Below are 14602 nucleotides of genomic sequence, written 5' to 3'. Positions count from 1 at the left end.
TAGCGATTATTTTCCTGCTTGAAGTTGTTCGTATTTTGCCATCAACTCATCTTTTGTTTCGGCATGTGCGGGATCTTTCTCAATACATTCAACTGGGCAAACCTCCATACATTGTGGTGTGTCAAAGTGACCGACGCACTCTGTGCAAAGGTTTGGATTGATGATGTAAATCTCTTCACCCATTGAAATGGCTTCATTTGGGCATTCAGGTTCACACACATCACAGTTGATGCATTCATCATTAATTTCTAGTGCCATAATAAACTCTCCTTATCGCCAATGTTACGCATTAGATGTAGGTTTTACCATTCATATAGGGAACCAATACTTCAGGGATGCGTATTCTACCATCTTCTTCTTGATAGTTTTCCATTACTGCAACCAATGTGCGGCCAACGGCTAAACCCGAACCATTTAAGGTGTGAAGCAATTCAGGTTTGTTGGTTTCGCTGTTACGGAAACGTGCTTGCATGCGGCGGGCTTGGAAATCTAAGCAGTTAGAGCAAGAGGAGATCTCACGGTATTTTTCTTGACCTGGTAACCACACTTCAATGTCATAGGTTTTTGTGGCACCAAAGCCCATATCGCCTGTGCACAATACGATGGTGCGGTAAGGCAAGCCTAATTTTTCCAATACAGTTTCGGCGTGGCGCGTCATCAACTCTAATTGTTCAAACGATTTTTCAGGGTGTGCTAAATGCACCATTTCCACTTTTTCAAACTGATGCATGCGGATCAAACCGCGCGTATCGCGGCCATAGCTGCCGGCTTCTGATCTAAAGCAGCCGCTGTGTGCCACAAATTGTAACGGTAGATCACTTTCAGGGACGATTTCACCGCGCACTAAGTTTGTCACAGGCACTTCTGCCGTCGGAATCAAATAATATTCATCCTCGCCCGTGAGTTTAAAGAGATCTTCACCAAATTTTGGCAATTGACCGGTGCCGCGTAAACTGTCGCCATTGACAATCATCGGCACATTGAGCTCAGTATAGCCATGTTCTTCTGTGTGTAAATCGAGCATAAATTGCGCCAATGCACGGTGTAAACGTGCAACGCCTGCGCGCAGCACTGCAAAGCGAGAACCAGTAATTTTAACGCCGGCTTCTGCATCAATGCCGCCATTGTTACTACCAAGTTCTACGTGATCTTTCGGTTGAAAGCTAAATTCACGTGGCGTGCCCCATCTGCGCACTTCGACGTTGTCATTTTCATCTTTACCGACGGGCACAGAGGCATCCGGTAAGTTTGGCACCGCCATTAAAATTTGATTGATGTCATCTAAAACGACATTTAATTCTTTTTGTAAGGCTTCTAATTTCGCGGAATTGTTCGACACTTCCTTTAAAATTTCGTCAATATTTTCGCCTTTTGCCTTCGCTTGACCGATGCGTTTTGCATTGACGTTGCGGGCATTTTGTAACTCTTGAACTTCTACTTGCAGTTTCTTACGTTGTTCATCTAATTCGATAAATTGTGCTTTATCTAACGTAAAACCACGCGTGCTCAGACGCTCTGCCACTTCATCAATATTGTGACGCAGCATTTGAATGTCTATCATTGACGATCCCTTAAAAATATTGATTAAAATACCGTTCATTATAGCTAAAAAAAAGTGTAATCACAAAACCGAAAATCAGGGGGATTATCGAAAGGTTGGCAAATCGGGTAGACTCTTTTGGCATTTGTGACACACAACGAAGTAGGGAGCGTAATATGCGAAAAAGTTTCAATCCATTATGGGCAGCGGTGACTGTCTCTTTATCCATTTTTGTGGGCAGTGCAATGGCGGACGTTAAACGCGATGGCATCATTAAACCTGTAGAGCCTGCAGTTGTCGAAAATCCTGCAAAAGTGGCATTAGGGGCGCAGCTTTGGTTTGATCCACGTTTATCAAAATCAGGTTTCATCTCTTGTAACTCATGCCATAACTTATCAATGGGCGGCAGTGACAACTTAAAAACATCGATTGGCCACAATTGGCAAGAAGGCCCCATCAATTCACCCACTGTTTTAAACTCACGTTTTAACATTGCGCAGTTTTGGGATGGTCGTGCGAAAGATTTAAAAGAACAAGCCGGTGGCCCGATTGCCAACCCCAAAGAGATGGCCTTTACGCATGATTTAGCGGTGGAAGTGATCAAAGCCATTCCAGGTTATGTGACAGATTTTAAAGCTGTGTATGGGGATGATTCAATTAATATTGATCAAATCACAGATGCGATTGCCGCTTTTGAAGAGACATTGGTGACGCCAAATGCGCGTTTTGATTTATGGCTCAAAGGCGATGATAATGCATTGACAGAGCAAGAATTGGCCGGTTATCAGCTCTTTAAAACCTCTGGTTGTGTGGCGTGTCACAATGGCGTGAATGTGGGTGGATCTTCATTTCAAAAAATGGGCTTATTAGAAGAGTATGTGACAGACAATCCTGCTCAAGGCCGCATAGAAGTGACGGGTAAAGATGCTGATCGCTTTTTATTTAAAGTTCCAACCCTTCGCAATGTTGAATTAACCTATCCCTATTTTCATGATGGGGAAGCGGCGACATTAGAAGAAGCTGTTGAAATCATGGGGCGCTTACAATTAAGACGCAATTACACGCCCGAAGAAGTGAGCAACATTGTGGCATTCTTAAAAACCTTAACCGGTGAGCAGCCACAAATCATGCTGCCCATTTTGCCACCTTCTATCAATGACACACCAAAGCCACAACCATTTGAAAAATAAGTATAATATTTGAATGGATGAGAAAAGCGCACTGAGGTGCGCTTTTTTGTTACCATTATTAAACTTATCCCACAGGAGCCCATCATGAATGCAAAATATCCCATTGATTATTTTCACACCACCTATGGCTTAACGATGCCGCACACAGACGTTGTCAAAGTCGCTGAACTGATCACGCCTTGCACGGCGTTTGATCTTGGCTGCGGGCAAGGGCGCAACAGCCTATTTTTAAGTTCTTTAGGCTTTGAGATGACATCGCGTGATGTGAATCCACGCAGCATCGATTTTTTAAAGGATGTGATGGCAAAAGAACACATCACCAGCATCGATGCAGCTGAGTATGACATCAATACCGCGAATATTACTGGCATGTATGATTTTATTTTTTCAACGGTTGTCTTTATGTTTCTGCAAGCCGATCGCGTGCCTGCCATCATTGAAAACATGCAGACGCACACGCGTGCGGGTGGTTATAATTTAATTGTCTCTGCGATGGATACAGAAAAATATCCGTGTGATCAAGGCTTCTCCTTCACCTTTAAAGAGGGTGAATTGCAAGACTATTATAAAGATTGGGAAATTTTGCAATACAATGAAGAAGTCGGCGAATTGCACCGCTTAGATAAAGATGGCAACCGCGTCAAATTACAATTTGCCACGATGCTTGCGCAACGCACTGCATAAATGACTGTATAAAAAAGCCGCATTGCTGCGGCTTTTTTGATGGATGTTGATTAATTCACTTGCAGTAAATTCGGCAATGTCATCGAAATGGCCGGAATGTACGTAATCAGTAATAAGAAGAAGAGTAAAATCAACAACCAAGGCATCGCAGCGCGAATGGTGCGTGTGATGGGCATGCCCGTGACTGCGGATGTGACAAAGAGATTGAGCCCAACGGGCGGCGTGATTAAACCAATTTCCATGTTCACCACCATGATGATCCCTAAGTGAATCGGGTCAATGCCAAGCTCTGTGGCGATCGGGAAAAAGATGGGTGCTAAAATCAAAATCACCGCTGATGGCTCCATAAAGCTGCCGGCCACTAATAAGACAATATTGACGATCACTAAAAACATCCAAGGTGATAAACCTTGCGCTGTCACCCATTCTGCGATGATTTGCGGAATTTGCTCAGTGGTGAGCACATGGGCAAAGAGCATGGCGTTGGCGATGATGAACATCAACATGACCGTCATTTTGCCAGATTCAAGCATCACTTTAGGAAAATCACGAATGCCCATATCTTTATAGATAAAGAGTGCGACACACGCAGAATACACAGCCGCAACAGCCGCAGCTTCTGTGGGCGTGTACATGCCAGAATAGATGCCACCCAAAATAATCACCATGAGGAGTAAACCCCACATTGCGCGTCTAAAGGAGATAATCCACTCTTTAAAACTGACGCGCGGCTGAGCAGGGAGCTTTTTAATGCGTGCCACAATGTAGATCGCCACCATGAGTGCCACGCCTAGCAATGCACCGGGTACAATCCCTGCGATGAACATTTTACCCACAGATTGCTCCGTTGCCGCCGCATACACAACCATCACGATGGAAGGCGGAATGAGGATGCCAAGCGTACCGGCATTACAGATGATGCCGGCGCCAAATTCTTTCGGGTAACCAGAGCGCACCATGCCAGCAATGGCGATTGAACCCACAGCGGCAACCGTTGCAGGGCTTGAGCCTGAGAGCGCCGCAAAGAGCATACATGCCAAGACTGAACCAATGGCTAAACCGCCGCGAATGTGCCCAACGCAGGTGTTGGCAAAGTCAATCAAACGACGTGCCACGCCGCCTGTGGTCATAAATGCCCCAGCAATTAAAAAGAAGGGAATGGCTAAAAGCGTGGTGTGTTCTGAGGTTTCAAACATTTTGATCACCAAGCTTCTTGGCGAATCAGGGCTAAAGAACATAATGGTCAATGCGCTTGATAAGCCTAAAGAGATGGCAACCGGCACACCAATCAACATTAAAACAAAGAGCAGTACAAATAAGAATAAAATGGTCATGTTAAGCTCCTTGCTCTTGATTTTTCTTAAATTCATCAATGGCATCGGCCGCTTCATCTGCAAGTCCCAATGAGTTTTGCTTATGAGTCACAACTAAATAACCGATCTCTAAATAACGCCACATCAACAAGAAAAAGCCCAATGGCACAATCATGGAGATCTGCCAGCGCTTAATGCCAAAGCGATCTAAGCCTTCGGCCAACGTGCCAAGATTATAAAAGTTCAACACCCATTCCATGCTCGCGTAAAGCATGATGCCGCCATAGAGCAAACATGCGCCTAAACCCATGTACGCTAAAAAGCGTTGCACCTTATTGTTGAAAACTTTAACGAGTGCATCGACACCAATGTGTCCGCCAATGCGCACGCCATAAGACATACAAAAGAAAATGAGCCAGGCAAAGCAAGCCTTTGTGAATTCATTTGACCAGCTGAATGTGCTCGCAGCTTCCATCATAAAGTCGCCTGCATCTAAGAAAAAATCTTCAAGTTTTGAAGCTTCATCCCCTGCCAACCAATCTGCCACTTTATAAAAAGGCATGTAGAGATTGTTCAGCATGGTGTAGATAAATGTGACCAAAGTCATGGCAGTGAGGATGAAAACCATCATAAACACCTCTATTTTTTGCCACGCTTTGTCCATGAATCGATAAATATTGATCAACATAGTGTCCTCGTTCGATCGCTGATGGGCTTAAACAAGACAAGCCCCTTCGCAAAGGGGCTCATGTTTAAACCGCTTGAAATCTTATGGGTTGTTTGATTGTTCTGCCGCTTGAATCAAATCAGCGCCCACTTGACCTTCAAATTTTTTCCATACAGGGCGCACAGCATCACGCCATTGAGCGCGCTCTTCTGGCGTCAATGTGATGATTTCAGTTGTGCCAGCATCTAGGATGCTCTGTTTAGCGCCATCATTTAAAGCATTCGCTTGTGCATTGACTTCAACCGTCACTTCGTTGAGGATGTTTTTAAGCTCAGTGCGCACATCTTCTGGTAAACCATCCCAGAATTTTGTATTGGTAATCACCATGTAATCGAGTGTACCGTGGTTAGACTCTGTGATGTTCTTTTGCACTTCATGAATTTTTTGTGAATAGATGTTTGAATATGGGTTTTCTGCACCATTCACAACGCCCGTTTGCAAGCCTTGATACATCTCAGCAAATGCCATTTTACGAGGATTCGCGCGTAGGGCTTTAAATTGCTCTTCTAACACAGCAGAAGCCTGCACACGGAACTTAAGGCCACGCGCATCTTTTGGCGTGCGAAGGGGTTTATTGGCGGATAATTGTTTTAAACCATTGTGCCAATATGCCAAACCTGTGATGCCTTTGTCTGTCATGCTTGTTAATAAACTTTGACCGGCCTCACTGTTTTGAAAGCGATCAAGGGCTGCCATATCGTCAAATAAAAAAGGTAAATCAAAGAGTTGGATTTTCTTTTGATAGTGCTCAAATTTCGCTAAAGAGGGCGCAAGAATGTGCACATCCCCGAGCAATAGCGCATCCATCTCTTGACCATCGCCATAAAGTGATGAGTTTGGATACACTTCAACTTTCACTTTGCCTGGCAAACGTTCTTCGGCCAATTGTTTAAAGAGCTGCGCACCTTGGCCTTTTGGCGTGGAATCTGCCACAACGTGGGAGAATTTAATCACAATGGGTTCATCGGTTTGCGCGGCGGCAAAACTCATCAAACTGCCATAAGCAAACACAGCAGGGGCAATCACTCGGCTCATTAAAGAGCGCACTAACGTATTCATATTGGTACTCCATCATCCTAAAATTTTTTCGTCAATCTATCAATTCACTACATATGGCTAACTTTTTTATCATTAATTTTTTTTATGAGCCACATCAATGGACGATATCATAGCTTTATAGAAATGAGAATAGGTATATGAAAAAATTTCGTAGTTACTTTGTAAGTTGAAAATGCCATGTGCAAAATTTACCGGATAAAATTTGCTAAAATCTGACATTTGGCCACATCATGTGGAAATAAAATTTAATTTTGCATCAATTACAGTTATAATCACCCCTTCATTTTTCAACAGAAGTAAGGGGTTAATTATGACAGAACTGAATAAGAACTTGATTTATAAGAATGTCCAGATGGTGAGTTATAAATGCATGGACAAGGAAGGTGAAGAATTCAGTTTAGTAAAAGAGGGTGATGATCAATTCGTCATCGCGCACATTACCACGATTGAAAATGAACGTTATGGCTCCCACATGGAGATGACACGCGCAGACTTAGAAGAGTTTGTGAAAAACATTCAAGAGCAATTGCTCGGTGATCAATGGCAAAAAGAGGAATAGTGCTCTTTCACCGTTGTGATCAAAAGGCCAGCGTAATGCTGGCTTTTTTGTGTCTGCCGGTTAACCGTTGCTTGTGGCTAGAAAATCGGGAATACTATGAGTATACCAACCATAAATGAATTGAATTGACAATGAAAATCCTTCACACAGCCGATTGGCATTTAGGGCGCGCCTTATATTGGCAAAAGCGCCATGCGGAATTTGAACAGTTTTTAGCCTGGATGATCGAGACGATCGAGCGCGAATGCATCGATGTATTGTTGATCGCGGGCGATGTGTTTGACACCAGTTTACCGAGCAATCGCGCCCAGACGATGTATTATAAGTTTTTGCATCAAGTCTCGCGCACCCATTGTCGACACGTTGTGATCACGGCAGGCAATCATGATTCCCCCACATTTTTAAATGCGCCGCAAGCCCTGTTGAAAACCCTGAATGTGCATGTGGTTGGGCAAGTGAGTGATCAGTTATCTGATGAGGTGATCACGTTGAGGCACAACAATGAGCCAGAACTCATTGTGTGTGCTGTGCCTTATTTGCGAGATAAAGACATGCGCATTGTGACCGCCGGAGAGAGCCTTGAGGATAAAAATCGTGCGCTGATCACCGGCATTCAAAACCACTATCAAGCGGTGACGGATTTAGCGATTGCTGAGCAAAGTAGATGCGCTGCTGCCGGTCATCAAGAGATTCCAATTGTGGCAATGGGGCATCTGTTTGCCGCAGGGGGTGAAACTCTAGAAGGCGATGGTGTGCGGGATCTGTATGTGGGCAATCTTGCTTATGTGAATGTTGCAGCATTTCCCACTGAGTTAGATTATGTGGCATTAGGACATTTACATGTGCCGCAAATTGTGGGGGGATGTGAACACATTCGTTACTCAGGCTCGCCGATTGCCATGGGCTTTGGGGAGGCAAAACAGAATAAATCAGTGGTGATCATTGAGTTTGTGGGACGAAATGCAACGATTTCCCTTTTGCCCATTCCGCGCTTTCAGGCATTAGAACGCATCAGTGGTGATTTAGACACCATAGAAGCGCGACTCGATGCTTTAAGGGAGATGCAACAACCCGTGTGGCTTGAAATTGAATACACCGGCAATGCCATCGTTGGGGATTTACGCAATCGATTAGAAGCGTATGTTGCCGGCTCTTTGTTGACCATTGTGCGCATCAAAAATCAGCAAGTGTTGAATCATGTCATGCAGGTGGCGCAAGATGCCGTTGTTTCGCTTGAATCATTGAGCGTTGAGGATGTGTTTGAAGCCTGTTTAAGTGCTGCAGATGTTTCGCCAGAAGCGGGAGAAACGTTGCGGGCATTGCACCAAGAAGTGGTGCGCACGCTCAATGAAGATGATCGAAACGCGGAGTAATGCATGAAAATTTTAGAATTACGTTTTAAAAATTTAAATTCCCTACAAGGCGAATGGCACATTGATTTCACGGATGATGCTTATCAAACCCATGGTATTTTTGCTTTAACAGGCCCAACGGGCGCTGGTAAATCCACCATTTTAGATGCCATTTGTTTAGCGCTCTATGGGCAAACGCCGCGCCTTGGCAGCATCACCAAAACAGACAATGAGATCATGAGTCGGCACACCAGCGAATGTTATGCAGAAGTGCGCTTTCTCTCGCAGGCGGGCGAGTTTTTATGTCGCTTTGATCAGCGCCGTGCCCGTAAATCTGTGACCGGTGCCTTGCAAGATCCGCGCCACGAAATCAGCGATGAGAAAGGGAACATCTTAGAGAGTAAACGCAGTAAAGTGCCTGCCGTTGTTGAAGAGAAAACAGGCATGGATTTTAAGCGTTTTACGCGCTCTATTTTGTTGGCACAAGGGCAGTTTGATGGTTTTTTAAAAGCAAGCTGTGATGAGAAGTCCAAAATTTTAGAGCAATTGACGGGGACAGAGATTTACGCAGAGATCTCCAAAGGCGTTTTTAATCGCATGCGGGAAGAAGAGCGTACTTTTGCACGATTAGCAGCATCGGTGGATGCTGTGCAGCTGCTTAGCCCAGAAGATGAGGCGCATCTTCAATCAGAGATTCATGCATGCGAACATGATGATGCAACGTTAAAAGCAGAGATTACCCGCACGCAAGCGGCGATTGATTGGCAACAGGAACACCAAGCGCTCACAGCAAACATTGAGGCATTGCAAGCAGAAGCATTGCGCATATCAGCGCAGGCTGCGGCATTTGAGCCCAAACAAACGCGCCTTAATCAAGCGCTGAAAGCGGCAACACTAGAAGATAAACTTGAGCACCTTCGTCAGCTGAGAAAAGAGCATGATCTAGATGCACAGGATCTTCAGCAGCAGACAGAAGCATTGCCCCTTCATCAAGCCGCAGTTCAACAGCATCAACAAAAGATTCAGGCTGCAGCGGCCGCACTTGCAGCATGGCAATCTTCACGCGCTGACAAAGAGGCGTTGTGGGATCAAGTCCAAGCCCTTGATCTGGCCATAGATGTCCTTGAGGATCAAATGGTCAGCACCAACGCCAAGAAAACAGATGAAGAGCGGGCTGTGGCGGATTTAACAGCAAAGATTGTGGACATGACAGAGAACATTGACCAAATCAACCATCAATGTGAAGCCTGGCGCGCACATTTAGAGGCGCATCCTGAGGATGCGGCTTTAGTGGAGATTTTGCCGCACATTGGTACCCTTTATGATCGCTTAGAGGATCATGATCAAAAGCGGATTGCTTTGGCACAGGCGCATGCTGAACAGACGGCGGCACGTGATGAGTTACAAGCGCAATTGTCCAATCACATTAAAGTCATTGAGGAAAAAAAATCAGACAAAACAGCAGCGGCGTCCCAAGTTACAATGGCCCAAGCGGCGCTTGAAACGCTACAAAATGGACAAACCCTTAAAGATTATCAACGTGAGAAAGAGCATTGGCTGCGCGAGCAATCCTTTCATGCGGCCATTCACAATTATGAAGCGGCGCGTGCGCGCTTGAAGAGAGATGAGCCGTGTCCGCTGTGTGGCTCAACCACGCATCCATTTGTGACAGAAGCCTTGCCGATGAATGAGGCCGAGCAACACATTATGCGCATCACTCAAATCATGGATGACATTGAAGTGGCCGCAGCGGCGGTGAAGCAGGCGGAAAAACAGCTTCAGAGCATCAATGGTGATCTTCAAAAAGCAGAAGCTGAATTGAAAATGCTCGAACTAGAGGTGATGCATGCACAAAAGGATATGGATAAAAGTGCGGCCGAACTTGAAGTTCTAGAGCAAACATGGGCGGATGATGTCGAGCTTTGGCAAGTCAAAACGGGTCCATTTGTGCAAAATGATACAGATCGCAAAGCGATATTGAGGCAATTAAATGCGCGCAAAGCAGACTGGTGCACTGCCAAGACAACATTAAACGATGCAGCTGAGAAATTACAAGCATTACAGGCAGAGTTGAGTGTGTTGATGAGCCAGAAAACCGTGCATGTTGAACGGTTGACAGAGTTTGAACGAACGCTGACAACATGGCAAGGGCAACAGGATGAAAAGCTCTCCATTCGGCAAAATCTTTTTGGGGATGCCGATGTCGCCCTCGAAAAGAGCAAATGGCATGCAGCTTTAACGGCGCATCAAACGACGCTTGATGCGGCCAAAGACGAACATCAACAGGCGCAGGCAGCACTGATGCGCTTAGAAGCGCGCATGATGGATTTGACTCAAAGGATGCAATCGCATGCATTGAAGTTGACAGCGCTGAATGATGATTTGAGCACTGCATGTAATGCGTTGGGATTTGCATCCGAAGATGCTGTGATGGCAGCAATGCTACCGAAAGCTGAACGTTTGGCACTGCAGGTACAATCCGAGGCGCTGAATGATCAAGCGAAGGAAAATCACACGCGCTTGGTGGATGCAGAGGAGCGATTGACAGAGATGATGGCACACAAATGCACCACAGAGTCAATCGATGCATTACAGGCAATGCTCAAGGCGCAGCAGAGCAAAATGGATGAGATCAATCAAAAGCTTGGCAGTTTGCAAGCAACATTAAAGCGCAATGCAGATGCAAAAACCACCATGGCAGAAGCACAAGCAGCCATAGACGAGCAGCGGAAAATTCTCGCGCAGTGGCAAGCACTGAATCATCTGATTGGCTCGGCCGATGGCAAAAAATATCGCACCTTTGCCCAAGGGCTCACGTTTGAATTAATGGTGCGCCAAGCAAATCAAGAGCTCATGAAAATGTCGGATCGCTATTTATTGGTGCGCGATGAAAAAGAGGCATTGCAACTCAATGTGATTGACAATTATCAGGCGAGCGAGGTGCGCTCAACGAAAAATTTATCTGGCGGAGAGAGTTTCATTGTCAGTTTAGCGCTGGCGCTCGGTTTATCTAAAATGGCTAGCCAAACGGTGCGTGTGGATTCACTCTTTTTAGATGAAGGGTTTGGCACGCTCGATGAAGATGCGCTGGATACAGCTTTGTCATTATTGGCAGGGCTTCATGGGGAAGGCAAACTCATCGGCATTATCTCTCATGTCTCCGCATTAAAAGAGCGAATCACGACACAGATCCAAATTCAGCCAAAAAATGGTGGAAAAAGTATCATTATTGGCCCGGGATGTACTAAACTTGATTCCTCGTTAATGAGTTAATTGAAAAGGACAACACATGTTTAAAGAGTTTAAAAAGTTTTTATTGCGTGGCAACATTCTAGATTTATCTGTGGGTGTTGTGATCGGTACAGCATTTACTGCAATTGTGAACAAAATTGTTGAAGGTTTATTAACGCCGATCATCAGTTTGATTTTTGTATTAACCACAGGCAAAACCTCTGCCGATGATGCTCTTGGCAACTTGGTGTTTCAAGTGCAAGGTGTGACGTTTAATGTGGGCGCTGTGTTAAGTGCACTCATTACGTTCCTCATTACTGCGATTGTATTATTCATCATCATGAAAACTGCCAATAAAATCATGGCGGCTGCGGCGCATGAAGAGAAACAACAAGCAGAAGAAGCGCCTAAAGCACCACCTGCACCAACGGCTGAAGATTATTTAAAAGAGATTCGCGATTTATTGGCCAAACAATCTGATTCAAAATAAGTGATCAGCGAAGCGGCTGCTCTTTGGTTATTGGCAACCTCAGCATTCACCTCGGCCACAATTTTGCCGGGCAGTTCTGAGGTTGCTTTATTGGCGTTGTTGGCCAAATTTCCAGAATCAGCCGCATGGGCGTTATGTGTGGCAAGCCTTGCCAATACGCTGGGCAGTTTAACTTCGTTGCTGCTTGGGCGATGGGTGCCACCGAAAACATTGCCCTCAGAAAAAGTGCAAAATTATTTCATCCGTTATGGCAGCCCTGCGCTGTTATTGTCATGGGTGCCCTTGATTGGCGATGCGCTGCCTTTAGCGGCAGGCTGGCTTCGGTTACCAATGGGCGCGTGCGCCATGTATATTTTGTTGGGCAAAACGGCGCGTTATGGGATGATAATTTTGCTTTTTTTCTGGAAATAATGTTTAATATATTAAACATAAGGCAAATTAAATTGCACAAATGTTTGAACACTCAACAAAGCATGAGGATGAGAAAAAACAGGAGGTTTATCAGAAGAGTTGATGATGCTTATTCAATATAATGCCCATAATATCAATTATTTTGATAAATTTTTTTAAAATGCGATAATACCGCAACCAAGTGAAGTGGCAATGACAATATGAAAGAATTTGAGTTGAAGCAACAAGGCAAAATAGCACGTTTAACCAATCAAACATTTAAGTTTGATGAACGAGTGAAAGATGGCTGGTTCTCTGCCGTCTATTTTCTAAAAACCGCAGAACTGGCCCAAAAATATTGTCAAAATCGCGTTGTGACGATGCAATTTTTTCAGCGCAAAGAGCAGGTTGTGGTGTGTGGCATTGATGAATCGATCGCTTTGATTCATACATTTGCAAAAAATCCAGAATCCTTAGAGATTTATGCCCTGCACGATGGGGATTTAATTGAACCTTTTGAAGCGGTGCTCACCATCACGGGGCATTATGAAAACTTTGGTTTTTTAGAAGGTTTGATTGATGGCATTTTGGCCAGAAGAAGCTCGGTGGCGACGAATGTTCATCATGTTGTGAAGGCCGCGGGCGATAAAATGGTGCTCTTTATGGGTGATCGCAATGATCATTTTAGTCAGCAAGCAGGCGATGGATATGCCGCTTTCATTGGCGGTAGCTCAGCACAAGCGACACATGCCATGAATGAATGGTGGGGCAAAGAGGGCATTGGCACAATGCCGCATGCACTCATTCAACTCTTTAATGGCGACATTGTGGCGGCCTCTAAAGCGTATCAAGAGACATTTCCTGAAGATCAATTGGTGGTGCTTGTGGATTATCACAATGATGTGATCACCGATTCATTAAAAGTCGCGCGCACACTTGGCGATCAATTGGCGGCCGTGCGCATTGACACCTCTGGCAATATGGTGGATCAATACTTTATGCGCAATCCTCAATTGCTGGGTAAATTTGATCCGCGCGGTTGCAATAAAGAGTTGGTGTTTGCCCTGCGTGAAGCATTAGATGTAGAAGGTTATCAGCATGTGAACATCATTGTCAGCGGCGGTTTAACGCCTGAGAAGATCGCTAATTTTGAAAAACACAATGTGCCGATCAATGTTTATGGTGTTGGCTCAAGTTTATTAGAGATCAACATTGGTTTTACCGGTGACAATGTATTGTTAGATGGTCAACCGCAAGCAAAAGCAGGGCGCGAATATTGGCCAAACCCAAGATTAGAGAAGGTGGCGTATGAAGGATAACTGGACGCGTTATGTGGACCATTTGATTGAATGGTTGCACAATGAGCGTGATGCCCGTTCAATGAAGGGTTATGTCTTTGGTTTAAGCGGCGGCATTGATTCTGCGGTGGTGAGTTTTTTATTGGCTAAGGCTGATCTAAACAACTCATTGGCGGTGATGTTGCCATGTCACAGCCATCCGAATGATTTAAAAGATGCCCACATCGTGGCAGACGCCTCAAACATGCCGAACATCACAGTGGATTTATCCAGCACCCATCGCATGCTGTATGATGCCATTGGCGCATCACGCTTGCAGGGTCAAACCAAGACAGAAACGTTGGTGATTGATGGCAACATGCGCGCACGTTTACGCATGACGACGTTGTACGCCATCGCTCAAGCGAATCAAGCTTTGGTGGTGGGCACAGACAATCAAGTGGAGTGGCAAATGGGTTACTTCACCAAATATGGTGATGGCGGCGTGGACATCGTCCCATTGATCCATTTGATGAAAGATGAAGTCTTTGATTTAGCGCGCCATTTAGGTGTGCCAAAAGCCATCATAGAAAAAGCGCCTTCTGGTGGTTTGTGGGAAGATCAAACCGATGAAGGGGAGATTGGCATCAGTTATGATGAGATGAATCGTGCCTTGCGCGGCGAGTTTGTCTCTGATCATGTTCAACAAGTGGTCAAGCATTGGCAGAGCCGCTCTGTGCATAAGCGCGAGTTGCCCCATGCGCCTAAGCCCTTATCCGAGTTTCAATAA

Annotated in this window: 14 protein-coding genes; 9 read left to right on the top strand and 5 right to left on the bottom strand. The window is 45.1% G+C overall.

What is annotated here, in order from left to right; all coding sequences use genetic code 11:
- Positions 1 to 6: 6 nt before the first annotated feature.
- Positions 7 to 258: a YfhL family 4Fe-4S dicluster ferredoxin gene (locus tag B9T20_RS02655; RefSeq protein ID WP_008314217.1), complete on the bottom strand. Its 252-nt coding sequence runs from the start codon at positions 256 to 258 to the stop codon at positions 7 to 9.
- A 31-nt stretch (positions 259 to 289) separates the two neighbouring features.
- Positions 290 to 1561: a serine--tRNA ligase gene (gene serS / locus B9T20_RS02650; RefSeq protein WP_094489695.1), complete on the bottom strand. Its 1272-nt coding sequence runs from the start codon at positions 1559 to 1561 to the stop codon at positions 290 to 292.
- 155 nt (positions 1562 to 1716) lie between these two features.
- On the opposite strand from serS, the gene B9T20_RS02645 reads away from it, so the two are divergent.
- Positions 1717 to 2730: a cytochrome-c peroxidase gene (locus B9T20_RS02645; protein WP_094489694.1), complete on the top strand. Its 1014-nt coding sequence runs from the start codon at positions 1717 to 1719 to the stop codon at positions 2728 to 2730.
- Between the two features lie 84 nt (positions 2731 to 2814).
- Positions 2815 to 3414: a tellurite resistance methyltransferase TehB gene (tehB, locus tag B9T20_RS02640; protein WP_094489693.1), complete on the top strand. Its 600-nt coding sequence runs from the start codon at positions 2815 to 2817 to the stop codon at positions 3412 to 3414.
- Positions 3415 to 3464: 50 nt separating this feature from the next.
- Here tehB and dctM read toward each other — a convergent pair whose 3' ends face one another.
- The 3 genes from dctM to B9T20_RS02625 form a co-directional block, all read right to left on the bottom strand.
- A complete protein-coding gene (dctM, locus tag B9T20_RS02635) occupies positions 3465 to 4748 on the bottom strand; it encodes a C4-dicarboxylate TRAP transporter large permease protein DctM (RefSeq protein ID WP_094489692.1) in 1284 nt (427 codons plus the stop codon).
- Between the two features lies 1 nt (position 4749).
- Complete coding sequence (locus B9T20_RS02630) at positions 4750 to 5358, bottom strand: TRAP transporter small permease (protein WP_304440689.1); 609 nt, start codon at positions 5356 to 5358, stop codon at positions 4750 to 4752.
- 138 nt (positions 5359 to 5496) lie between these two features.
- A complete protein-coding gene (locus tag B9T20_RS02625) occupies positions 5497 to 6444 on the bottom strand; it encodes a TRAP transporter substrate-binding protein (RefSeq protein WP_233491531.1) in 948 nt (315 codons plus the stop codon).
- A gap of 379 nt (positions 6445 to 6823) precedes the next feature.
- On the opposite strand from B9T20_RS02625, the gene B9T20_RS02620 reads away from it, so the two are divergent.
- The 7 genes from B9T20_RS02620 (at position 6824) to nadE (ending at position 14602) form a co-directional block, all read left to right on the top strand.
- On the top strand, positions 6824 to 7072 hold the full coding sequence (locus B9T20_RS02620) for a hypothetical protein (protein ID WP_018122342.1): 249 nt from the start codon (positions 6824 to 6826) through the stop codon (positions 7070 to 7072).
- Positions 7073 to 7203: 131 nt separating this feature from the next.
- On the top strand, positions 7204 to 8445 hold the full coding sequence (locus tag B9T20_RS02615) for an exonuclease SbcCD subunit D C-terminal domain-containing protein (protein ID WP_094489689.1): 1242 nt from the start codon (positions 7204 to 7206) through the stop codon (positions 8443 to 8445).
- A 3-nt stretch (positions 8446 to 8448) separates the two neighbouring features.
- Entirely contained in the window at positions 8449 to 11697 is a 3249-nt protein-coding gene (locus B9T20_RS02610; RefSeq protein ID WP_094489688.1) for an AAA family ATPase, read from the top strand.
- Positions 11698 to 11713: 16 nt separating this feature from the next.
- Complete coding sequence (mscL, locus tag B9T20_RS02605) at positions 11714 to 12145, top strand: large conductance mechanosensitive channel protein MscL (RefSeq protein ID WP_094489687.1); 432 nt, start codon at positions 11714 to 11716, stop codon at positions 12143 to 12145.
- Positions 12146 to 12148: 3 nt separating this feature from the next.
- Positions 12149 to 12556 (top strand): YqaA family protein, encoded by a 408-nt coding sequence (locus B9T20_RS02600; RefSeq protein ID WP_369907431.1) that lies wholly within the window; start codon positions 12149 to 12151, stop codon positions 12554 to 12556.
- Between the two features lie 200 nt (positions 12557 to 12756).
- Positions 12757 to 13854 carry a nicotinate phosphoribosyltransferase gene (locus B9T20_RS02595; protein ID WP_094489685.1) on the top strand — a complete coding sequence of 366 codons (1098 nt, stop codon included), beginning with the start codon at positions 12757 to 12759 and terminating at the stop codon, positions 13852 to 13854.
- On the top strand, positions 13844 to 14602 hold the full coding sequence (gene nadE, locus B9T20_RS02590; RefSeq protein WP_094489684.1) for an NAD(+) synthase: 759 nt from the start codon (positions 13844 to 13846) through the stop codon (positions 14600 to 14602). Before B9T20_RS02595 ends, nadE begins: the two co-directional genes overlap by 11 nt.

It is taken from the genome of Wohlfahrtiimonas sp. G9077, assembly GCF_002252155.1.
GTDB lineage: Bacteria > Pseudomonadota > Gammaproteobacteria > Cardiobacteriales > Wohlfahrtiimonadaceae > Wohlfahrtiimonas.
This window is presented reverse-complemented; position numbering and strand designations above follow the sequence as displayed.